17 protein-coding genes are annotated in these 23,427 nt (G+C 72.8%); 15 read left to right on the forward strand and 2 right to left on the reverse strand.

The annotated features are described in order from the left end of the window. Positions 1–53: 53 nt before the first annotated feature. Complete coding sequence (locus ACWDXC_RS17305; protein ID WP_449982677.1) at positions 54–239, reverse strand: hypothetical protein; 186 nt, start codon at positions 237–239, stop codon at positions 54–56. A 432-nt stretch (positions 240–671) separates the two neighbouring features. On the opposite strand from ACWDXC_RS17305, the gene ACWDXC_RS17310 reads away from it, so the two are divergent. The 12 genes from ACWDXC_RS17310 (at position 672) to ACWDXC_RS17365 (ending at position 19,278) form a co-directional block, all read left to right on the forward strand. Next, a complete protein-coding gene (locus tag ACWDXC_RS17310; protein WP_219507983.1) occupies positions 672–1,010 on the forward strand; it encodes a hydroxyisourate hydrolase in 339 nt (112 codons plus the stop codon). 12 nt (positions 1,011–1,022) lie between these two features. After that, the gene (locus ACWDXC_RS17315; protein ID WP_449982680.1) at positions 1,023–2,768 is read left to right on the forward strand and encodes a 2-isopropylmalate synthase; all 1,746 of its coding nucleotides are present in this window, start codon (positions 1,023–1,025) and stop codon (positions 2,766–2,768) included. A 190-nt stretch (positions 2,769–2,958) separates the two neighbouring features. Further along, the gene (locus ACWDXC_RS17320) at positions 2,959–5,733 is read left to right on the forward strand and encodes an AAA family ATPase (protein WP_449982683.1); all 2,775 of its coding nucleotides are present in this window, start codon (positions 2,959–2,961) and stop codon (positions 5,731–5,733) included. A 53-nt stretch (positions 5,734–5,786) separates the two neighbouring features. Beyond that, positions 5,787–5,984: an acyl-CoA carboxylase epsilon subunit gene (locus ACWDXC_RS17325; protein WP_219507978.1), complete on the forward strand. Its 198-nt coding sequence runs from the start codon at positions 5,787–5,789 to the stop codon at positions 5,982–5,984. A gap of 145 nt (positions 5,985–6,129) precedes the next feature. Continuing rightward, the gene (locus ACWDXC_RS17330; RefSeq protein WP_449982686.1) at positions 6,130–7,143 is read left to right on the forward strand and encodes a DUF1702 family protein; all 1,014 of its coding nucleotides are present in this window, start codon (positions 6,130–6,132) and stop codon (positions 7,141–7,143) included. Between the two features lie 101 nt (positions 7,144–7,244). Next, entirely contained in the window at positions 7,245–8,222 is a 978-nt protein-coding gene (locus tag ACWDXC_RS17335; protein ID WP_449982689.1) for a DUF1702 family protein, read from the forward strand. Beyond that, entirely contained in the window at positions 8,219–10,153 is a 1,935-nt protein-coding gene (locus ACWDXC_RS17340) for a CRTAC1 family protein (RefSeq protein ID WP_449982692.1), read from the forward strand. The genes ACWDXC_RS17335 and ACWDXC_RS17340 overlap by 4 nt, the downstream gene beginning before the upstream one ends. A gap of 4 nt (positions 10,154–10,157) precedes the next feature. Next, positions 10,158–11,162: an enediyne biosynthesis protein gene (locus tag ACWDXC_RS17345; protein WP_449982695.1), complete on the forward strand. Its 1,005-nt coding sequence runs from the start codon at positions 10,158–10,160 to the stop codon at positions 11,160–11,162. Further along, entirely contained in the window at positions 11,159–16,918 is a 5,760-nt protein-coding gene (locus ACWDXC_RS17350; protein WP_449982698.1) for a type I polyketide synthase, read from the forward strand. Before ACWDXC_RS17345 ends, ACWDXC_RS17350 begins: the two co-directional genes overlap by 4 nt. Beyond that, positions 16,915–17,343: an acyl-CoA thioesterase gene (locus tag ACWDXC_RS17355; protein WP_049565857.1), complete on the forward strand. Its 429-nt coding sequence runs from the start codon at positions 16,915–16,917 to the stop codon at positions 17,341–17,343. Before ACWDXC_RS17350 ends, ACWDXC_RS17355 begins: the two co-directional genes overlap by 4 nt. 22 nt (positions 17,344–17,365) lie before the next feature. Beyond that, positions 17,366–17,899, forward strand: coding sequence for a flavin reductase family protein (locus ACWDXC_RS17360; RefSeq protein ID WP_219507965.1), 534 nt, complete (start codon positions 17,366–17,368; stop codon positions 17,897–17,899). Further along, a complete protein-coding gene (locus ACWDXC_RS17365; RefSeq protein ID WP_449982703.1) occupies positions 17,896–19,278 on the forward strand; it encodes a cytochrome P450 in 1,383 nt (460 codons plus the stop codon). Before ACWDXC_RS17360 ends, ACWDXC_RS17365 begins: the two co-directional genes overlap by 4 nt. A 75-nt stretch (positions 19,279–19,353) precedes the next feature. Here ACWDXC_RS17365 and ACWDXC_RS17370 read toward each other — a convergent pair whose 3' ends face one another. Continuing rightward, the gene (locus tag ACWDXC_RS17370; protein WP_449982705.1) at positions 19,354–20,118 is read right to left on the reverse strand and encodes a helix-turn-helix domain-containing protein; all 765 of its coding nucleotides are present in this window, start codon (positions 20,116–20,118) and stop codon (positions 19,354–19,356) included. A gap of 560 nt (positions 20,119–20,678) precedes the next feature. Here ACWDXC_RS17370 and ACWDXC_RS17375 point away from each other — a divergent pair. Genes ACWDXC_RS17375 through ACWDXC_RS17385 form a run of 3 tightly spaced genes read left to right on the forward strand, consistent with a single transcriptional unit; the run spans position 20,679 to position 23,426 of the window. Then, the gene (locus tag ACWDXC_RS17375) at positions 20,679–21,200 is read left to right on the forward strand and encodes a SigE family RNA polymerase sigma factor (RefSeq protein ID WP_364174851.1); all 522 of its coding nucleotides are present in this window, start codon (positions 20,679–20,681) and stop codon (positions 21,198–21,200) included. Positions 21,201–21,213: 13 nt separating this feature from the next. Next, complete coding sequence (locus ACWDXC_RS17380) at positions 21,214–21,783, forward strand: DUF5987 family protein (RefSeq protein WP_449982708.1); 570 nt, start codon at positions 21,214–21,216, stop codon at positions 21,781–21,783. Continuing rightward, positions 21,780–23,426 (forward strand): GMC family oxidoreductase N-terminal domain-containing protein, encoded by a 1,647-nt coding sequence (locus ACWDXC_RS17385; protein ID WP_449982711.1) that lies wholly within the window; start codon positions 21,780–21,782, stop codon positions 23,424–23,426. Before ACWDXC_RS17380 ends, ACWDXC_RS17385 begins: the two co-directional genes overlap by 4 nt. The last annotated feature ends 1 nt before the right edge of the window (position 23,427 follow it).

Here is a 23,427-nt window from a genome sequence, read left to right on the forward strand (position 1 = left end):
TAAACCGCGAAACGGCCGAGACCCTGAGGTCGTCGGCCGCTCGCTCGGGATGCTCAGCCCCAGGGGTCGCCAGGGCCGTTGAACGCGCTGCCCCAGGGGTCGCCGGGGCCGGCCGGGGCGCTGCCCCACGGGTCGCCGGGGCCCTGCTCGGTGGCGGACGCGGTCGCCGCGTATGCCGGCACGGTCGAACCCAGGGCCAGGAAAGCGGCTGCGGCCGCCGCGAGAACGATGATCGACATGCGGATCCTGGCGGCGCTTGTGGCGATGGTCCGGCCCATGGTGCGTACCTCCGTCTGGATGTCGCGGCGCTCTCCCCGCCGCTCGGCCCAAACGCTCGCACCGGCCACCATCGACCCCATATCGGCGCGCTTCCGGCGCGCCATTCGAGCAGGTCGGCGGCCATTCCCCGGCACGCTTCCCGGGAAAACCCCGCAATCGGCGATAAGGCGTCCGCCGGCCCGCCGCGGGCCCCGATAAGTGCCCGATAGCGCGGCGGCAATCCGGCGATAGCGCGACGAAGGCGCGGCGATAGCGGCCGCCGCAACCCTTGTCGCGAGCCCGGGTGGCGCGAGCACGCGGCGGGTCACTCGGGTGGCCAACAGGCCCGGGGGGCGACCACCTGGGCGCGGACGAAACCGCGGCAGAGGGAACTCCTGAACAGGTGGCGTTTGATGGGGATTGACGTGCAGGCGCTGGACAGTGTCTACGGGCGGCCGGCCGCCAGCGTGGACGTGCGTCTGGACCGCGCCGACAACGGTCACTGGGTGATCGACGCCCAGTCGGTGACCGATCACGAAGGGCGCGTCAAGGAGTGGCGGGAGCACCGGCTCGACCGCGGCCTGTACAGAATTGTCTTCGGAAGTGATCGCTACTTCGTGAGCCTCGGGCTCACAGCCGCTTATCCGGAGATCGTCGTCGTGTTCCGCATGACGGACGAGGCGTGCACCTATCAAATTAACGTTCTGCTCTCGCCGCACTCTTATTCCGCCTATTTCGGCTCGTTCAACTGAGTAGGGCGCGCGATGAACACCAATCGGTATGACGCATTTCCGCTGATCCCGCTCCACGACCGGACGTGGCCCACGGCCGCGATCACCGCCGCGCCGCGCTGGCTGTCGACAGACCTGCGCGACGGCAACCAGGCGCTCGCCAGGCCGATGGGCCCCGAGCGCAAGCTGGCCATGTTCGAGCTCCTGGTGAGCATGGGCTACCGGGAGATCGAGGTCGGCTTCCCGTCGGCCAGCCAGGACGACCACGACTTCGTCCGCCTCCTCGTCGAGGAGGACCGCATCCCCGACGACGTGCGCATCACCGCGTTCGTGCCCGCCCGCGAGGACCTGGTGGAGCGGACCGTGGAGAGCCTGCGCGGGGCCGCCAGGGCGACCCTGCACCTCTACAACGCCACCTCGCCGGCCATCCGCAGCCTGGTGTTCGGCATGGACCGCGAGCAGTGCCGCGAGCTGGCCGTGCACGGCACCCGCCTGGTCATGGCCTACGCCGACAAGCTCATCCCCGGCTGCGACCTGGCCTTCCAGTACTCGCCCGAGCACTTCAACGACACCGAGCCGGACTTCTCCCTGGAGGTCTGCGAGGCGGTCATGGACGTGTGGGAGCCCGGCCCGGACCGGCCGATCATCCTCAACTTCCCCACGACCGTCGAGCGCTCGACCCCGAACGTCTTCGCCGACCAGATCGAGTGGATGCACCGCAACCTGTCCAGGCGCGAGCACATCTGCCTGTCGGTGCACACCCACAACGACCGCGGCACCGGCGTGGCGGCGGCCGAGCTGGCCCTGATGGCCGGGGCCGAGCGGATCGAGGGCTGCCTGTTCGGCAACGGCGAGCGGGCCGGCAACGTGTGCCTGGTGACGCTCGGCATGAACCTCTACACCCAGGGCATCGACCCCGGCATCGACTTCTCCGACCTGGACCGGGTCCGCCGGGTCGTGGAGAGCTGCACCGGCATCCCGGTGCCCGCGCGGCACCCGTACGGCGGTGACCTGGTCTACACGGCGTTCTCCGGCGCCCACCAGGACGCGATCAAGAAGGGGTTCGACGCGCTGGAACGGGAGTCGGCGCGGACCGGGCTCGCGCCGTCGGAGCTGCCGTGGAGCATGCCGTACCTGCCGGTCGACCCCAGGGACGTGGGCCGGACGTACGAGGCCGTCGTGCGCATCAACAGCCAGTCGGGCAAGGGCGGGCTGGCCTACGTGATGAGCGCCAGGCACGGGCTCACGCTGCCCCGGCCGCTGCAGATCGACTTCGCGCAGGTCGTGCAGGCGCTGGCGGAGGCCGAGGGCGGCGAGATCCCGCCGGAGCGCGTCCGGGAGGTCTTCGAGGCCACGTATGCGGTCGCGCAGGCGCCTCCGGCGGTGGAGGGCGCCACGGTCGAGCTCTACCTCGACGGCCCCGCGTACGGCGGGGCGGCCTGGGCCGGGACGCTCCGCACGCTGCGCGCGGCCCTGGCCGACAAGGGCTTCGACGTGCGCGCCGTCCACCACATGGGCGGCCCGGCGGGCGAGCGCGAGGAGGTGGCCGTCTACGCGCGGTTCGGCGACGGCGACCGGGCGGTGTGGGGCGCCGGCATCCGCGGCGACGTCGAGGCGGCCGTGCTCGCCGCCGTCGGGTCGGCCGTGGCGCGGTCCTGGCCCGCCGTGCCCGCGCCGGCCGTGCCCGCGCCGCCCGCCCCGCGCCCCCCGGCGGACCCCGAATGCCGACGTCAGCGGCCCGTTCCGGCCCGGGCACGGCGGTTGATAGCCGGACGATAAGGAAGCGATGGGCCCCCGGCATAGCGTTCGGACCAGGCAGCGAATCCGAGGTGAGGATCATGAGACGCACCCAGGTGCGGAAGCGCAGGCCGCGAACGCGTGACGGCGGCCACCGCTACTGGCTCGACCTGCGGACACCGTCAGGACGGGTCCTGCCGATCTGACCGCGGCGATTCGAGGGGAGACGGCCATGGGACTGATCGAACGACACGAGGAGCTGGCTGCTCTGGAGTCGCTCCTCGCCAACGCGGTGCTGAGCCGGGGCCGGATCGCCCTGGTCAGCGGCCCCGTCGCGACGGGCAAGAGCACGCTGCTGCGCTCCCTGGCCGAGCAGGCCATCGAGCTCGGCGCGCTGGCCGTCTCGGCGACCGGCTCGCTCATGGAGCGCGACCTGCCGCTCGGCGTGCTGCGCCAGCTCATCCAGGACGCCCCCCTCCCCGAGGCCGACCACGCCCGCGCGATGGCCCTCATCGAGGAGGGCAGCCGGGCCGCGACCATGGCCGGGCCCGAGGCCGACCAGCTCGTCGACGCCCAGGTGGTGCACGCGCTCTGCACGGTCCTGCTGGACCTGTCGGAGCGGTGCCCGCTGGTGATCGCCGTCGACGACGTGCACCACGCCGACCGCACCTCGCTGCTCTGCCTGGCCTACCTCGCCAGGCGGGCCAGGAGCGCCAGGATCGTGGCCGTGTTCGCGCACTCGGACCGGATGCGCTGCGCCGACGCGTACTTCGAGACCGACCTGCTGCGCCAGCCGCATTGCCGCAGGCTCCAGCTCTCGCCGCTGTCGCGCGAGGGCGTCGAGGAGCTGATGGCGGCCGAGCTCGGCACGGAGGCGACCGAGCGCTTCGCCAAGGAGTGGTACACGCTCAGCGGCGGCAACCCGTTGCTGGCCGGCGCGCTGGCCGAGGACTACCGCGAGTACCTGCGCTCGGTGGGCGAGCCGCCGCCGGAGCCGGTCGTCGGCGACCAGTTCGGCCAGGCGGTGCTGTCGTGCCTGCAGCGCGGGCACCCGCAGACGATGCGGGTGGCGCGCGGGCTCGCCGTGCTGGGCGAGACCGACGGGCTCGACCGGCTGCTCGGCATCGCGCCGATCGACATCAGCAGGGAGCTGCTCTCGCTCGGCGCGGCCGGGCTGGTCTCCGGCCGCGACTTCCGCCACCAGTCGGTCTGCCGCGCCGTCCTGGCGGGCATCGACCAGCAGGAGCGCATGGACCTGCACCGCCGGGCCGCCGAGGTGGCGCACGACGCGGGCATGACGCCCTGCGTGGTCGCCGACCACCTGCTGCAGGCGGCCCGGGTGGAGGCGCCCTGGGTGCTGCCCACGCTGGAGGAGGCCGCCAGGAACGCGCTGCGCGCCGGCCAGGTCGAGTCGGCCGTGGCCTACCTGCGGCTGGCCTGGCGCGAGTGCGACGACGAGCAGCGCCGGTTGAAGATCATGACGATGCTGGTGCGGGCCGAGTGGCGGATCAACCCGGCCGCGCCCGCCGGTCACCTGGCCGAGCTGGCCGAGGCGGTGAACCGGGGCAGCCTGCGCGGCGGCGACGTGGTCGTGCTGGCCCGCGCGCTGCTGTGGCACGGCCGCTTCGACGACGCCCGCGACGTGCTGGAGCAGCTCGGCGAGGAGGGCGAGGCCGCCGACCACGAGACGATGGCGGAGATGGTCGTCGCCCAGCTGTGGCTGCGCGTCACCCACCCGCCGCTGCTGACGGGCCTGCCGCGCCCGGCGGGCCGCCGCGCGCTGGCGGGCCTGGTGTCGGTGGCCGTCAACCGGCGGGTGGAGGCCACGCTGGCGCTCGCGGAGGTGCTCACGCGGGGCCCGCGCGAGGAGAGCATGAACGCGGTGGAGCGCATCCTGGAGGACTCCCACCTTGACGAGATGTCGATGGACACCGTGGAGAACGCGTTGCTCGCCCTCACCTACGCGGGCCGCTGCGACCGCGCGGTGCCGTGGTGCGAGCGGTTCAGCGCCGAGGCGATGTCCAGGCAGGCGCCCAGCCGGCAGGCCAGGCTCGCGGCGATCCGCGCCGAGATCGCGATCCGGCAGGGCGACATGCCCGCCGCCGCGCACCACGCCCGCATCGCGCTCGACACCATCCCGATGAGCAGCTGGGGCGTCGCCATCGGCGGGCCGCTGAGCAGCCTGATCATCGCGCTGACGGCGATGGGCAGGTACGACGCGGTCCGCGAGTACCTGGACCGGCCGGTGCCCGAGACGATGTTCCAGACGCGCTACGGCCTGCACTACCTGTACGCGCGCGGGCGCTACAGCCTGGCCAACGAGTACTTCGCGCTGGCGCTGCGCGACTTCCAGCGCTGCGGGGAGCTCATGGTCACCTGGAACCTGGACACGCCCGGCCTGATCCCGTGGCGTGCCGACGCGGGGGAGGCGTGCCTGCGGATGGGGCACGTCGGGGAGGCCAGGGAGCTCATCGAGACCCAGCTGAGCATGTGCGGCGCCGAGCTGCGCCGGGGCCGGGGGATCGCGCTGCGGCTGCAGGCGGCCGTCTCCGAGCCGGCTCGCCGTCCGGCCCTGCTGCGGCAGGCGACCGAGTACCTGCAGATGGCCGGCGACCGCTACGAGCTGACCCGGGCGCTGTTCGACCTGGTGGAGGCGTACGACTCGTTGGGCGAGTACCGGCGCGCCCGGACGATCGCGGGCCGGGCGCAGGCGGCGGCGCGCGAGTGCCGGGCCGAGCCGATGATCGACGCGCTGAGCCGCGCCGACGACCCGAGCGTGGTGCCGGCGCCGCTGCCGAGCGAGCTGATCGGCGTGCTGAGCGACGCCGAGCGGCGGGTGGCCTCGCTGGCCGCGGCCGGCTACGCCAACCGGGAGATCGCGGCGCGACTCTACATCACGCTCAGCACGGTCGAGCAGCACCTCACCCGCACCTACCGCAAGCTGAACATCAGGAGGAGGGTGGACCTTCCGCTGGTCGTCGAGTTCGACAGCCAGGTGGAGCACTGACGGAGTTGCGCGCTCCCGCCGCCCGGCCACACGGTCGGAGGCGGAGGTGCGTGATGGAGCCGATCGCCGAACTGATCACCGTCCGGGGGAACGCGACCCCGGAGGAGCTGGAGGCCGTCGTCCTGGCCGTCACCCGGCTGGTGGCGCGGGCCAGGGCCAGGTCCGAGGAGGAGCGGGCCTGGTCGGACCCGGCCGCGCTGGTGCGCCGGCCGGTCGCGGGGAGCTGGCGGCTCAGCGGCTGGGCCGGCTGACCTCTCCCATCCGCATTCGTGCTATTCGTGGCGATTTGGGCTACCACCGCAATCTGCGAAAAGCCCCCTCCCGCCGCCGAACGCATCCTGTTGAGGTGCCCGGCCCTACGGCCGGTCGAGTCGGTAGGCGAGGAGAGGTCCCACGATGTCGACACTTTTCGGTTCGCTCCGCAGGCTCGTGCTCGCCCCGTCCCTGGCCGAGGTGACGTTCGCCGGACGCGGCTTCCCCGGCCCGCCCACCGCCGACACCGAGCGGCTGGAGGCGATCCCGCAGGCCGTCGTCTGCGGCTTCGAATGGGGCATCGACGCGCGTGACCAGTGGGAGGTGCAGCGCAGGCTCGACCTGGTCGCCGCAGACCACCGCGGCTTCGCCTACGAGGGCGCGACCATGGCCTTCACCGTGCTCGACGCCATGGGCGGCGGGCGGCGGCACCGCACCCGGGACCTGCTGCTCGGCCCGGGGCAGCCGCACATCTTCCTCGCCTACATCGGCATCGGCTTCGCCATGGCCCGGCTGCCCAGGCCGCTGTGGAAGAAGGTGCTGCCCGACCTTTCCGGCTCGCCCTACCACCCGGTGATGAGCTGGCTCGCGGTCGACGGCTACGGCTTCGACCTGGCCTACTTCCACACCCGGCGGTACGTCGACGAGCAGCGGGTGCCCGCCCCGTACCCGTGGCGCGGCGAGCCCGGCTACTTCCCCCGGGCGGCCGACCAGGGCGTGGGCCGCGCCCTGTGGTTCATCCACGGCGGGCGGGTTCCCGACGTCGCCGCCGCCGTGCGGCGCTTCGCCACCGCCCGGCAGGCCGACCTGTGGAGCGGCGTCGGCCTGGCCGCCACGTTCGCGGGCGGCAGTGCGGCCGGCAGTGCGGGTGGCAGTGCGGGCGGCGCGCTGGCCGCGCTGCGCGAGGAGGCCGGCGAGCACCGCGACGAGCTCGCCCAGGGCTCGGTGTTCGCGCTCAAGGCCCGCCACTACTCCGGCCACGTCCCCGCGCACAGCGAGGCCGCCGGGAACGTGCTCACCGGCCTGTCCGTCGAGGCCGCCGTCGCGCTCGCCGACGACACCGCGGTCGGGCCCGGCCGTCCCGGCGGCGTCCCGGATTACGAGCAGTGGCGCCGCAACGTACGCGCGCATTTCGCGGTTGAAAACGCCGCACGATGATCCCGCATTAACGCGGTAAGCACGACCGGAGTTGCCCGAAGATTCCACGTCATGTGTCAATGAGAAGACAGTACCTGCTGGTTGAGCGGTGAAGGGTTGTTATGGCCGGCCTGCTTCGATCGCTGAGAAAGCGAATACTTACCCCCAGTGTCACGGAGACCAAGCTTGCCGTCCGCGGTTTCCATGTAAAAAACGAGGCGGCCCGTGAATTATTGGAGAAAGTTGGCGAGATATTCCTCACCGGTTTCGCGTACGCCGCCGAGTCGCGCACTCCCGCTGAGGCGGAGGACCGGCTGGAGCAGATCCCCGACCGGTTCCGCGGCTTCGCCTACGAGGGCGCCGGGATGGGGCTCGCCGTGCTGGACTGCGCCTCCCTCGCCAACCTGCGCAGGGTGAAGGGCACGCTCGCCGGGCGCGGCGACCGCCACAACTACATGATCTACGTCGGGATCGGCTGGGCCATGGCCCGGCTGCCCCGCTTCCTGTGGCCGGACCCCGCCCAGCTCGACCCGCTGCTGCTGTGGCTCGTGCACGACGGCTACGGCTTCCACCAGGCGTACTTCCACACCGACAAGTACGTGCGCCGGCAGGTGCGCGAGACGCGCTTCCCCTGGCCCGCCGGGCACGAGGCGTACGCGGCCCGCGCCGTCGACCAGGGCATCGGCCGCGCCCTGTGGTTCGTCGGCGGCACCGACGTCGGGCAGGTGACGTCGCTCATCGAGAGCTTCCCCGAGGAGCGCCGCCCCGACCTGTACGCGGGCACCGGCCTGGCCGCCACCTACGCGGGCGGCGCCACCGGCGACGAGCTGTGGGAGCTGCGCGACCGGGCCGGCCCCTACCGAGGCCAGCTCGCCCAGGGCAGCGCCTTCGCCGCCGAGGCCAGGATCCGGGCCGGGCTCCTCGGCCCGCACACCCGCCAGGCCACCGCCATCCTCTGCGGCACCACGGCCGAGCAGGCCGCCGAGATCTGCATCCAGTCCATGCCCGCACCGTCCCTGCCGGGGGAGCTGCCCGCCTTCGAGATCTGGCGGCAGCGGATAGCCGGCGAATTCGTCTCCCTTGGAGGTGTCACCCCGTGACCACGGTAGCCACCTGGCTGCGCCGGCAACAGGCCGGAGTCGTCGCCCTCGTGGTGATGGCCGCCCTGTTCGTCATCGGCAGCCCGTCCTTCGCCTCCGACGAGGAGAAGGCGGAGCTGGCCGGCGCGTACGCGTTCAAGCCGCTGAGCATCGCCCTGCCGTCGGACCTGCCGCAGCAGACCATCCGCGCGGTGAACCAGCGCTACACGCACATTGACGCCTGGATCTCCTCCGTCGGGGCCGGGATCGCCATGAACGACCTCGACATGGACGGCCTGTCGAACGACCTGTGCGTCACCGACCCCCGCATCGACCGGGTCGTGGTGACCCCCACGCCGGGCGCGCGCTCGGACCGCTACAAGCCGTTCGCGCTGTCCACCGGCACGCTGCCGATGAACGACGCGATCGCCCCCATGGGCTGCCTCGCCGGTGACTTCAACGAGGACGGCCGCACCGACGTCCTGACGTACTACTGGGGCCGCACCCCGGTCGTCCACCTGGCCAAGGCCGGGGCCACGACGCTGTCCGCGGACGCGTTCACGGCCACCGAGCTGGTGCCCGGCGCCGGCGGCGCCACCTACACCGGGCCGCAGTGGAACAGCAACACCGCCACCACCGCCGACTTCGACGGCGACGGCCACCTCGACATCTTCATCGGCAACTACTTCCCCCACGGCCCCGTGCTCGACGACACGGTCAACGGCGGCGTCGAGATGAACGACTCGATGTCCGGCGCGGTCAACGGCGGCGAGAACTACTTCTTCCGCTGGACCGGCGTCACCGCGGGCGCCCCGTCCTTCGACCGGCTCGACAACGTGCTGGACAAGGACGTCTCCAAGGGCTGGGAGCTCGGCGCCAGCACCGCCGACCTGGACGGCGACCTGCTTCCCGAGCTGTTCCTCAACAACGACTTCGGCCCCGACCGGCTGCTGTACAACCGGTCCACGCCCGGCAAGATCTCCTTCTCGCTGGCCGAGGGCTCCCGCACGCCGTGGGTGCCCAAGTCCAAGTCGCTCGGCCACGACTCCTTCAAGGGCATGGGCTCCGACTTCGGCGACCTCGACGGCGACGGCCTCTACGACACCTTCGTCAGCAACATCACCACCTCGTTCGGCATCCAGGAGAGCAACTTCGCCTTCTACAACACGGCGAAGAACCGGGCCGACGTGCGCGCCCAGCTCGCCGACGGCGTGGCGCCCTTCGAGGACCGCAGCGCCCAGGACCGCACCGCGTGGACCGGCTGGGGCTGGGACGTCAAGATCGACGACTTCAACAACGGCGGCGACCCCGCCATCGTCCAGGCGACCGGCTTCGTCAAGGGCTGGGTGAACCGGTGGGCGCAGCTCCAGGAGCTGGCCACCGCGAACGACGCCGTCGTGCGCAACCCGCACTCCTGGCCCGTGGTCAGGGAGGGCGCCGACATCGCCGGCAGCCAGACGCTCGCCTTCTTCGCCAAGAAGGACGACGGCACGTACGCCGACATCTCCCGCCAGCTCGGCCTGGCGGTGCCGGTGCCGACGCGCGGCATCGCGACCGGCGACGCCGACGGCGACGGGCTGCTCGACCTCGCGGTCGCCCGCCAGTGGGACGCGCCGATCTTCTACCACAACCAGAGCGCGCCGGCCGGATCGGCCATCACGCTCCAGCTCACCCACGAGAACGCCACCGGCGCGCAGGGCTCCCCGGCCATCGGCGCCGAGGCCACGGCGACGGTCGGCGACCGCACCGTGATCGGGCGCGTCGACGGCGGCAGCGGCCACTCCGGCCGCCGCAGCCACGAGGTGCACCTGGGGCTCGGCGAGCACGTGACCGGGCCGGTGAAGGTCCACCTGCGCTGGCGCGACCGCACGGGACAGGTGCGCGAGCAGGATCTTCAGCTCAGCCCGGGCAGGCACGCCATCCAGCTCGGCTCGCAAGCGAAGGAGAAGTGACGTCATGGCCGCTGACAAGACCGCGCCGGCGGCGCAGCCCGAGAAGAAGGCCGGCGGCCCGCCGCGCCACGACCCGAAGGTCATCACCGCGCTGCGCAGGTTCGCCCTCTCGATCACGATCTTCAACATCCTCGGCTACACCGTCCTGGGCTTCGAGCAGCCGTGGACGTGGCCGCTGATCGCCATGGCGACCGGCTACACCATCGAGATCGCCCTGGAGTGGATCGGCGCCCGCGCCGAGGGCCGCCCGGCCCGCTTCCGCGGCAACGGCTTCCGCGGCCTGGTGGAGTTCCTCTACCCGGCCCACATCACCAGCATCGCGCTCAACATGCTGATCTACGTCAACGACCAGGTGCTGGTCATGATGTTCGGCATCGCGGTCGCCGTCGGCGCCAAGTGGGTGCTCAGGGCGCCGGTGCGCGGACGGCTGCGCCACTTCATGAACCCGTCCAACTTCGGCATCGCCGTGATCCTGGTGCTCCTGCCCTGGGCGAGCATCGCGCCGCCGTACCACTTCACCGAGCACGTGACCAACCCGATCGACTGGATCGTGCCGCTGATCATCATCGCCGCCGGCACGATGCTGAACGCCAAGCTCACCAACCGCATGTGGCTGATCGGCGCCTGGGTGAGCGTGTTCGCCCTCCAGGCGATCGTGCGCGGGCTCATCGTGGACGACGTCTCCATCCTGGGCGGCCTGTCGATGATGACCGGCGTCGCGTTCGTGCTGTTCACCAACTACATGATCACCGACCCGGGGACGAGCCCGTCCAAGCCGCTCTCCCAGATCGCCTTCGGCGGCGGCGTGGCCCTCACCTACGGCCTGCTCACCGGCATGAACATCCCGTACGGGATCTTCTTCGCCACCGCGATCGTGTGCGTCGTCCGCGGCGGCTTCCTGTGGTCGCTGCGCGCGGTCGAGCTCGCCCGCGAGCGGGACGCCGCCCGGGTCACCGCGGCGGCGGCCGCGGCCATCGCCTCCGCCGAGAAAGAGGTCGCGCGGGCATGAGCAGGATCGCGATCGTCGGTCTCGCCTGCCGATACCCCGACGCGGACTCCCCCCGCGCCCTGTGGGAGAACGCCATCGCCGGCCGCAGAGCCTTCAGGCGGCTGCCTGACGAGCGGATGCGGCACGACGACTACTGGGATCCCGATCCCGCCACGCCCGACCGCTTCTACGCCAAGACCGCCGCCGTCATCGAGGGCTACGCCTTCGACCGGGTCGCCCACCGGATCGCCGGCAGCACCTACCGCTCGGCCGACCTCACCCACTGGCTCGCCCTCGACATGGCGGGCCGGGCCCTGGCCGACGCCGGGTTCCCCGGCGCCGAGGGGCTGCCGAAGGAGCGCACCGGCGTCGTCGTGGGCAACACGCTCACCGGCGAGTTCAGCCGCGCCAACGCGCTGCGGCTGCGCTGGCCGTACGTGCGGCGCACGCTCGCGGCGGCGCTGCGCGAGCAGGGCTGGGACGACGACAAGCTGGCCGGCTTCCTCGGCGCCTACGAGGCGGCCTTCAAGAGCCCGTTCCCGCCGGTGGACGAGGACACGCTCGCGGGCGCCCTGGCCAACACCATCGCGGGGCGGATCTGCAACCACTTCGACCTCAACGGCGGCGGCTACATCGTCGACGGGGCCTGCTCCTCGTCGCTGCTGTCGGTGGTGACCGCGAGCAAGGCGCTGGCCGACCGCGACCTCGACGTGGCGATCGCCGGCGGCGTGGACCTGTCCATCGACCCGTTCGAGGTGATCGGCTTCGCCAAGACGGGGGCGCTGGCCAAGAGCGACTTCCGGCTGTACGACCGGCACTCCAACGGCTTCTGGCCGGGCGAGGGCTGCGGCATCGTCGTGCTGATGCGCGAGGAGGACGCGGTCGCCGCCGGGCACCGCGTCTACGCCACGATCGCCGGCTGGGGCATCTCCTCCGACGGCCGGGGCAGCATGACCCGGCCCGAGGTCAGCGGCTACCAGCTCGCGCTGCGGCGGGCGTACGAGAAGGCCGGGTTCGGCATCGACACGGTGCCGCTGTTCGAGGGCCACGGGACCGGCACGGCGGTCGGCGACGCGACGGAGCTGACCGCGCTGTCGCAGGCGCGGGCCGAGGCCGGGGCGAGCGGCGGGCCCGCCGCCGTCGGCTCGATCAAGGGCATGATCGGCCACGCCAAGGCGGCGGCCGGGGTGGCCGGGCTGATCAAGGCCGTCATGGCGGTGCACGAGCAGGTGCTGCCGCCCACGCTCGGCTGCGTCGACCCGCACGAGGTGCTGACCGGCGAGGAGGCGCAACTGCGGGCGCTGCGCGTGGCCGAGCCGTGGCCCGCCGACGCCCCGCTGCGGGCCGGCGTCAGCGCCATGGGCTTCGGCGGCATCAACTCGCACGTGGTGATCGAGAACCCGGCCCCCAAGCGGAGGCTGGGCCGCCGCACCAAGCTGCTGGCCTCCTCGCTGCAGGACGCCGAGCTGCTGCTGTTCGACGGCGGCACGCCCGAGCAGCTGCGCGAGCGGGTGGCGCGGATGCACGACTACGTGCCCGCCGTGTCCTACGCCGAGCTCACCGACCTGGCCGCGACGCTCGAAGGCGAGCTGCGCGGCCTGCCCTACCGGGCCGCCGTGGTCGCCGCCACCCCCGACGAGGCCGAACGGCAGCTCGCGCGGGTGCTGGAGGCGATCGACTCCGGCGAGCGCAGGCTGCTCACCCCCGACGGCAAGGCCTTCTACGGCCACGCCGCCGGGACCGCCAGGGTCGGCTACCTCTTCCCCGGCCAGGGGTCGGGGCGCGGCACCGGCGGCGGCGCGCTGCGCAGGCGGTTCGCAGACGTGGACGAGCTGTACGCCGAGGCCGGGCTGCCGGCCGGCGGCGACGTGGTCGCCACGGCCGTGGCCCAGCCGCGCATCGTCACCGGCTCGATGGCCGGGCTGCGGGCGCTGTCCCTGCTCGGCGTCGAGGCGGAGGTCGCCGTCGGCCACAGCCTGGGCGAGCTGTCGGCCCTGCACTGGGCCGGCGCGATGGACGAGCAGGCGCTGCTGCGGCTGGCCACCGGCCGGGGCCGGGCCATGACCGAGAACAGCGAGTCGGGCACCATGGCCGGCGTGCGCGCCGACCCGGCGACCGTGACCGCCCTGATCGGCGACCTGCCGGTGGTCATCGCGGGCTACAACGGCCCGAACCAGACCGTCGTCGCGGGCCCCGTCGAGGCGATCGAGGAGGTCGGCCGGGCCGCCGTGACCGCCGGGGTGAGCTGGACCAGGCTGAAGGTCTCGCACGCCTTCCACTCGCCGCTGGTCGCGCCCGCCGCCGAGGCCCTGACGCCCTACCTGGAGCGGGAGCGGTTCGGCAGGATCGGCCGCCGGGTCGTCTCCACCGTCACCGGGACCGCGCTCGCGCCGGACGGCGACATCCCCGCGCTGCTGCGGGAGCAGATCACCGCCCCGGTGCGCTTCACCCAGGCGCTCGAACAGGCCGCCGACGGACTCGACCTGCTGATCGAGGTCGGCCCCGGCCGCGTGCTCAGCGGGCTGGCCGCCGCCGTCACCGACGTGCCGGCCATCGCGCTCGACACCGACGACGAGTCGCTGACCGGGCTGCTGCGGGTGCTCGGCGCCGCGTACGTGACGGGCGTGCCCGTCGCGCACGAGGAGCTGTTCCACGGGCGGCTCACCCGGCCGATGGAGGTCGGCCGCGAGCTGTCGTTCCTCATGAGCCCGACCGAGCAGGCGCCGAAGATCACGGTCGCGCAGGCGAGCGGGCAGCCGGCAGAACGCCCGGCGGAGCCGGTCGCCGCGCCGGCCGCGCCCGCCGGCCAGGGCGAGCCCGGCGAGTCCACCACGGACCTGCTGCGCCGCCTGGCCGCCGCCCGCGCGGAGCTGCCCCTGGAGATGGTCACCGAGGACAGCAAACCGCTCGACGAGCTGCACCTCAGCTCCGTCACCGTCATGCACATCATCGACCAGGCCACCCAGCAGCTCGGCCTGCCCGCCGGGCAGACCCCGGCCAACCTCGCCACCGCCAGCCTGCGCGAGCTGGGCGAGGAGCTGGACAAGCTGGCGGCCGAGCCGGGCAGGCGGACGGTGACCGGCGTGACGGGCGCCGCCCCGTGGGTCCGGCCGTTCGCCGTCGACCTCGACGAACTGCCGCTGCCCGCCAGGGCCGCCGCCGAGGCCGGCGGCTCCTGGCAGGTGTACGGAGGCACGGGCCCGGCCGCCTCGCCCGTCGCCCAGCCGCTGCGCGAGGCGCTCGAACGCGGGAAGGTCGGATCCGGTGTACTGGTGTGCCTACCTCCGCAGTGCTCGCCCGACGACGTCGAACAGGCGTTGCTCGGCGCGCAGGCGGCCCTCGCGGGCGGACCCGGCACCCGGTTCGTGCTCGTCCAGCACGGACGGGGCGCGGCGGGCCTGGCCAAGACGCTCCACCTGGAGTCCACCGGGATCCGCACCACCATCGTGCACGTACCGGCGATCCCCGAAGCGGCAGCCTGGGTAGCCGCCGAGGTGGCCGCCACCGACGTGTACGCCGAGGCGTACTACGACGACGACGGCGCGCGCCGGGTGCCGACCATGCGCGCGCTGCCCGTACGCCCCGCCCGCACCGAGCACCCGCTGGACGCCTCCGACGTCCTGCTGGTCACCGGCGGCGGCAAGGGCATCACGGCGGAGTGCGCGCTGGCGGTGGCAGGAGACGCCGGGGCCGCGCTGGCCGTGCTGGGCCGCTCCGACCCGGCGGCCGACGAGGAGCTGGCCGCCAACCTGCGGCGGATGGCCGACGCCGGGCTGAACGTCCACTACGCCAGGGCCGACGTCACCGACGCCGTCCAGGTGCGCGACGCGGTCGCCGAGGTCGAGCGGGCGCTCGGCCCGGTGACGGCGGTGCTGCACGGCGCCGGCCGCAACGAGCCCGAGTCGCTGGCCACGCTCGGCATGGACGCCGTGCGCCGCACCTTCGCCCCGAAGGTCGACGGCCTGCGCCACGTGCTCGACGCGGTCGACGGCGACCGGCTGCGGCTGCTGGTCGCCTTCGGCAGCATTATCGGCCGGGCCGGGCTGCCCGGCGAGGCGCACTACGCGACGGCCAACGAGTGGCTGGCCGAGCTGACGCGCGAGTTCGCCGAGCGGCACCCGGGCTGCCGGACCCTGTGCATGGAGTGGTCGGTCTGGTCCGAGGTCGGCATGGGCGAGCGGCTGTCGGTCGTCGACCGGCTGACCCGGCAGGGCGTCACCCCGATCCCGGCCGCAGACGGCGTGGAGATCATGCGGCGGCTCGTCGCCGACCCGGACGCCCCCCGCGTCGTGGTCGTCAGCGGGCGCACCGAGGGCATCCACACCGTCCGCTACGACCGGCCGGAGCTGCCCCTGCTGCGGTTCGTCGGCAAGCCGCTGATCCGCTACCACGGTGTGGAGCTCGTCACCGAGCTGGAGCTCACCGACGGCACCGACCTCTACCTGGCCGACCACCACCTGGACGGCAACCTGCTGTTCCCGGCGGTGTTCGGGATGGAGGCCATGGCCCAGGCCGCGCTGGCCACCACCGGGCGGGAGGTCACGCCGGTCATCGAGCGGGCGGAGTTCCTGCGCCCGATCGTGGTGCCGCCCGGCGGCAGCACCACGCTGCGCGTCGCCGCCGCCGTCACCGGCGACGACGACACGCTGGCCGTGAGCATCCGCAGCGGCGACACCGGCTACGAGGTCGACCACTTCCGGGCGGTGCTCACGCTGACCGGTGAAGCCGCCCCCGCCGGGCCGCCCGAGCAGGCCGGCGACGGCCTCGCCGCGGTCGCGCTGGACCCCGCCGCCGAGATGTACGGCGACGTGCTGTTCCAGGGCAAGCGGTTCCAGCGGCTGGCCCGCTACCACCGGGCCGAGGCGCGCGCCGTCGAGGCCGACGTGGCGGTGGTCGACGACGGCGACTGGTTCGCCGCCTACCTGCCGGGCGAGCTGCTGCTGGGCGACCCCGGCATGCGCGACGCCCTCATGCACGGCAACCAGGTGTGCGTCCCCGACGCCACCCTGCTGCCGACCGGCGTCGACCGGATCCACCCGGGCGGCCCGGCGCTGGCCGGGCACGACCGGCTGCGCTACTGCGCGACCGAGCGCGGCAGGGACGGCGACGCCTACGTCTACGACATCGCCGTACGCGCGCCGGACGGGCAGGTCGTGGAGCGGTGGGAGGGCCTGCGGCTCCAGGCCGTGCGCAAGAAGGACGGCCGGGGGCCGTGGGTGGCGCCGCTGCTCGGGCCCTACCTGGAGCGGACGCTGGAGGACCTGACCGGCGTCCGGCTGGCCGCCTGCGTCGAACCGGGCGGGCAGGACGCGGGCGAGCGCGGCGCGCTGGCCGGGTCCCGCATCGCCGGCCGCGGCGCCGGCGAGCCCGTCACGGCCCACATGGACGGCCTCACGCTGTCCGTGGCGGGCCCCGGGACCGTCGCCTGCGCGATCGCGCCCGTACAACAGACCGGCGGGCAGACCGGCGGGCAGACCAGTGGGCAGGCCGGCGGGCAGACCAGTGGGCAGGCCGGCGGGGCGGCGCTGGCCGAGCGCGTGGCGGCGGAGACCGGGGAGCGGCCCGACACGGCGGCGGCCCGGGTCGCGGCCGCCGAACGCTGCCTGCGGGCCGCCGGGCTCGGCGGCGCCGAGCTCACCATCACCCCGGCGGAACGTGACGCGTGGGTGGTCTTCGCCACGGCGGAGCTGCGCGTCGCCACACTCGTGACGGCCGTGCGGGACCTGCCCGACCCCGTCGTCGTCGCGGTACTCACCGAAGGGCGGACCCAGCCATGAGCAAGTACTTCGAGTACGTCCACACGGTCGGCTTCGAGGAGACCAACCTCGTGGGCAACGTCTACTACGTCAACTACCTGCGCTGGCAGGGCCGGTGCCGGGAGATGTTCCTGAAGGAGCGGGCACCCGACGTGCTCGCCGACCTCCAGGACGATCTCAAGCTCTTCACGCTCAAGGTCGACTGCGAGTTCTTCGCGGAGATCACCGCCTTCGACGAGCTGTCCATCCGCATGCGGCTCACCGAGCTCACCCAGACCCAGGTGGAGTTCGGCTTCGACTACATGCGGCTGAACCAGGACGGGAGCGAGACGCTCATCGCCCGCGGCAGGCAGCGGGTGGCCTGCATGCGCGGGCCCAACACCAGGACGGCACCCGCCAGGGTCCCCGAGGCACTGGTGAGAGCCCTCGAACCGTACGCGTCCTAGGACGGATTCCAGGAGGTCTGGCGTGCAACTCCACCCATCAACCACACCGCTGACGGACACCAAGGCGCTGCGACGCGCGTTCGGCACCTTCGCCACAGGCGTCACCGTGGTGACGACCGGGGGAGACGTGCCGCACGCCATGACGGCCAACTCCTTCACCTCGGTATCGCTCGACCCGCCGCTCGTCCTGGTCTGCATCGACAAGAACGCGGTGATGCACCAGTGCCTCACCATGACCGGGACGTTCGGCGTGTCGGTGCTGGCCGCGCACCAGGAGGACGCGGCGCGGCACTTCTCCAACCGCTACCGGGCCCTCGGCGCCGCCCAGTTCGAGGAGGTCGAGGTCGTCAAGGGCATGTTCACCGGGGTGCCGCTCGTCGAGGGCGCCATCGCCCGCTTCGAGTGCGAGCTGTGGAGCCGGCACGACGCCGGCGACCACACCATCTTCGTGGGCAAGGTCCTGGCCATGTGCCAGGACTCCGGCAGCGAGGGCCTGCTGGTCTACCGGGGCCAGTTCAGGGAGATCACCTCCGAGCTGCGCGAGGTGACGGCGTGACCGCCGTACGCACCCGCGGGCCGGCCACGGCGGACCAGGCGGTCCCGGCGACGCCGCCGGGGCCGCCCCGCCTGGCCGCCCCGGCCCTGTTCAAGCGGCTCGTCACCGACCGGCTCGGGCTGCTGTCCACGGCCGCGGAGCGGTACGGCGACGCCGTCCGGATGACGATCGGGCCCAAGTCCATCTACCTGTTCAACCACCCCGACCACGCCAAGCACGTGCTGGCCGACAACAGCGGCAACTACCACAAGGGCATCGGCCTGTCGGAGGCCCGCCGCGTCATCGGCGACGGGCTGCTGACCAGCGAGGGCGAGCGGTGGAAGCGGCAGCGCCGCACCATCCAGCCGATGTTCCAGAACAAGCGCCTGGCCCAGCAGGACGCGGTCATCGGCGAGGAGGCCGGGCGGCTGGTCGCCCGGCTGCGGGCCCGGGCGGGCGGCGGGCCGGTCGACGTGGCCAGGGAGATGACCGGGCTCGCGCTCGGCGTGCTCGGCCGCACGCTGCTCGACGCCGACCTCGGCGCGCACGCCTCGATCGGCCACTCCTTCGAGGGCGTCCAGGACCAGGCCATGTTCGAGATGGTGACGCTGTCGATGGTGCCGCTGTGGCTGCCGCTGCCGCTGCACCTGCGCTTCCGGCGCTCCCGCCGCGACCTGTACCGGGCCGTCGACCTGCTGGTGGCCGAGCGGATCAACCGGCCGACCGACGGCGGCGACCTGCTGTCGCGGCTGATCGCCTCCGCCCGGGAGGAGGGCGATCCGCGCACGGTCCGCCGCCGGCTGCGCGAGGAGATCGTCACCGTGCTGCTGGCCGGGCACGAGACGACCGCGAGCACGCTGTCGTGGGCCTTCCACCTGATCGACCGGCATCCCGAGGTGCGCGAGCGGCTGCGCGAGGAGGCGGTCTCCGTGCTCGGCGACCGGCCGCCGACGTACGAGGACCTGCACCGGCTGCGCTACACCGCGATGGTGCTGGAGGAGGTCATGCGCCTGTACCCGCCGGTGTGGGCGCTGACCCGGGTCGCCCAGCGCGACGACGTGGTGGGCGGCTACCGGGTGCCCGCCGGGGCGGACGTGCTGATCAGCCCGTACACGCTGCACCGGCACCCGGCCTACTGGGACGAGCCCGCGCGCTTCGACCCCGGCAGGTTCGACCCGGCGGCGCCGTCGTCGCGGCCCCGCTACGCCTACATCCCGTTCGGCGCCGGGCCGAGGTTCTGCGTCGGCAACCACCTGGGCATGATGGAGGCCACGTTCGTGCTGGCCATGGTGGCCCGCGAGCTCAGGCTGACCGGGGTGCCGGGGTTCCGCGCGGTGCCGGAGGCGATGCTGTCGCTGCGGGTGCGCGGCGGGCTGCCGATGACGGTGAGCCTCGCCTGACCGACCGGAACGATCCGCGGGCCGGTGAGCTCCTCACCGCTCGCGGATCGTCTGTGTCGGCCGTCCGTACGCGGATCAGCCGGTGGCGCCGTCGGCCGCGGTCACCAGGTCGCGCAGGGCGAGCAGGACCGGCGGGTCGAGCGGGCGCATCGGCTGGAGCCGGACGTCGGCGCGCCTCGGCCCGCTGCCGGCGGCCACCGTGATCGGCCCGGAGCGCGCGATGCACAGCGTGCCGTCGCCGGCGGGCGGCAGGTGGATGGCGTCCTCGCGGCCCGCGGCCACGGACTGCGCGATCAGGTGCCAGCGGCCCTCGGGCACGTTCTCCAGCACGTAGGGGCCGGGACCGTCGGTCACGGTGAAGCTGACCGGGCGGCCTTCGAGGATCTGGTCGGGGAACAGGCCGGCGAAGACCGGCTGGCCGGCCAGCGGCGAGGTGACGACGCCGGTCAGCGTCGTCGTCGCGCCGGGCGGCGGGCTCTCCCCGCCGCCGGCCAGCGTCTGGGCGGTGATGCCCAGGTGCTGGCGGTACTTGCTGGGCGGCAGGCCCACGCTGTGCGTGAAGCGCGAGCTGAAGGTGCCCACGCTCGAATAGCCCACCTGGTGGCTGATGTTGGTGATGCTCAGCGAGGTCGTCGCGAGAAGCCGCTTGGCCTCGCGTAACCGCACCGCCGACAGGAACCTGCCGGGCGAGAGCCCCGTGACCCGCTGGAAGACGCGGGAGAAGTGGAACTTGCTGAACATCGCCGTGCGGGCCATGTCGTCGATCGTGAGCTGCTCCCCGAGGTTCTCCTGCATGCTCTCGATCACCCGCATGACCGCTCGTTCGATCACGTCGTCCATTTGTCCTCCCGGGTTGAGGAGGGGTTCGGGCAATCCCGGATGAAATCGCCCCCGAATGGCGGCCGAATTCTTCTCCCGGATTGCGGCGATTCCTCGATCACCCTGGTCGGTGCGCATTCTCGGCATTAGAGACCGAATGGATTTCGGCTGCCTACTGCTACACGCGGCGACGCGCGGGGAAAGCTGCATCGGACGGCGATTCATTCGAAAGAAATTTTGGGTGACCGGCCGGTCGCACTGGGTGTCGGCGGCGCCGGGGCTGTGGTCAGCGGTCTGCTCATTGCGCGAGCATACGTTCGGGCCGGTCGGCGTAGGGGCCGTGCGCAGGGGAAATAGGGGTGCCGGCGCCGCGAATAGGGGTGCCGCCCATTTATCGCCGGCTGCTTCCGGCCGGCGGTGTGACTCAAATCTAAATCAGGGGTTGCCGCACGGCAAATAGGGATGGCCGGCGGATAAGGGCATACCGGCCGCCGGTAGGGGTTGTGACGTTCCTATGGGCAGGACAAATTCGGGGCAAAGAGTTCGAATGCGACAACGCCGATGTGGGATGAGTGTGAACAATGGCCGCAGCGCGAGAGGACGGGGATTTCGCGCGATTCGTCCGGCGGAGCCGACCGGCTCTCCGGCGCACCGCCTACCAGCTCTCCAAGGACTGGTACGAGGCCGACGACCTGGTCCAGCGCACGCTGATCGCGCTGCACAAGCACTGGGACACGCTCGACGGCCACGACAGGATCGGCGCCTACGCGCGGCGCATCATGCGACGGCTGTTCCTCAGCGACCGCAGGACCATGCGCTGGACACGCGAGGTCCTCATCGGCGCGGTGCCCGACACCCCCACCACCTCCGACCCGTACCTCCTGGTGAGCGAGCGCCTGGCGCTGATGGACGCCCTCGCCGGGCTCGGCCCGCGCCAGCGGGCCACCCTCCTGCTGCGCTTCTGGGAGGACCGCAGCGTCGAGGACACCGCGCGCGTCCTGGGCAACGAGTCCTCCACCGTGCGCAGCCAGACCACCCGCGCGCTGAACGCCCTGCGAGTGGCGCTCGACGGCGCCTCTGATCAAGACCCGAACCGCCTCTAGACAGGGAACGCCCATGGCCTCACGGAAACCGGACGACCACCAGGACAGGACGACGACGCTGGAGGCGTTCGCCGACACGATCATCCCGGGCGAGAAGCGGTACGCCGGCGACCTGGCCGTCGCGGGCGTCAGCCGGGGAGGCGGCGCCGTCCAGGCCGGCGCCATCGAACTGCTCGAATGGGACGCCACCGGCCTGACCGGCGGGCTCGACGACTTCGCCGCCGCGCTCAACCGCCACGCCGCCGCCTACGCCGCCGAACACGGCCTGCCCGCCGAGGACGGCGTCCCGCCGTTCGTGTCGCTCCCGTACGACGACCGCGCCGCCGTCGTGCGCTGGCTCACGGCGCCCGGCCACCCCGAGAAGGCCCTGTGGGTCAGCCTCGCCCTCTTCTGCAACATGGCCTACGACTCGGCCGCGCACCTGAGCACCGCCGAAGCCCTGGCCGCCGGGCACCCCGGGCTCACCGCCATGGGCATCACCCGGCCCGACGCCGACGGCCTGTGGAGATTCCGCGCCTGGTCCTACGGCAGGCCGCTGGCCGACGTCCACCCCGCAACCACGCCCTCCGGGAGCCCCGCATGAACAGCGTCGAACGCACCGACGTGCTCGTCGTCGGAACCGGGTTCGGCGGCGCCATCGCCGCCTACCACCTCGCCGCGGGCGGCGCCAAGGTCGTCATGCTCGAACGCGGCCCCTGGCTGACCAGCGGCGACTTCGAGCACGACTACAAGCTCGGCTCCTCCTACACGCGCATCTTCGACTTCGTCGTCGGCGACGGCATGAGCGTGCTCGGCGGCAACTGCGTCGGCGGCGGCAGCGTCGTCTACTTCGCCGCCATGCCCCGCGCCCCCCGCTTCGTCTTCGAACGCCGCGGCAGCATCCGCCGCCGCATGTGGCCGCGCGCCATCGACCGCGACAGCCTCGACCCCTGGTACGACCGCGTCGAGGAGTCCATCCCGATCACCCAGCAGGGCTGGGACGACGTCTCGTACGCGGGCGGGCTGTGGGCCGCCGCCTGCCGCCACTCCGGCCGCACCGCCAACCCGGTGCCCGCCGCCGTCGACACCTCCACCTGCGTCAACTGCAACTGGATGATGGCCGGCTGCCGCTTCGACGCCAAACAGTCGCTGCTGCTCAACTACCTGCCTGCCGCCCTCGCCCACGGCGCCGAGATCCGGCCGCTGCACGAGGTGCAGAGCATCTCCAGGACCGACGACGGCGGCTACCGTGTCCACTACGCGCACGTCCACGACGAGGACTACCGCCTGACCGAAGGCGCCGGGACCATCGACGCCAAGATCGTCATCCTCGCCGCCGGAGCCGCCGCCACCCCCGTCATCCTCCAGCGCAGCGAACCCGCGCTCGGCCCCATGCCGCACGGCGTCGGCCGCTACTTCTCCGGCAACGGCGAACGCCTGAACACCGCCGTGCTCAACGAGGACCGCGTCCGCGACGTCCTCGGCCTGGAGCGCGGCGACGGCCTCGGCTACGCCGCCAACCAGATCGGCAAGGGCCCCACCGTCGCCAACTGGGACCGGCTCGACGCCTCGCTGCCCGAATACTCCCGGTACTCGCTGGAGCAGCTCTACTTCCCGCCCGGCCTCGGCACCATCCTCGCCCTGGCCGAGGACGGCTCCTGGTTCGGCCCGCGCAAGAAGGAGATGCTCGAACGCTGGCAGTCCTGGCTGATCATCTTCCAGATGATCGAGGACGACAACGAAGGCGTCTTCGGGCCGCCGCCCCAGCGCGGCAACTCCGACCGGTTCTCCCAGCAGATGCTCGGCGTCGGCCGCCTCACCTACAAGCCGACCGCCAACACGGTCGCCGCCTGGGCCATGGCCGACGCCGAATGCAAGGAGATCCTCGAACGCGACGGCCTCGCCACCGTCACCCCGTGGACCAACGACCTCGTCGGCGCCTACACCGTGCACCCCCTCGCCTCCTGCCGCATCGGCGACGACCCGCACACCTCCGCGCTCGACGACCGCCACGAGGTACGCGGCCACCCCGGCATCTTCGTCACCGACGGCTCCGCCGTGCCCGGCGCCCTCACCGTCAACCCCGCCATGACCATCTCCGCCCTCGCCGAACGGGCGATCCCCGGCATCGTCGCCGCCGCCCGCGAACGCGGCGTCGACGTCACCTACGGCGCCCCCGCCCCCGACGGCTCCACCAGCGGCCGGCGCGGCGCCGCCCACCTGGTCCCCGACCTGATGCGGAGATAGC

It is taken from the genome of Nonomuraea sp. NPDC003214 (assembly GCF_053590035.1).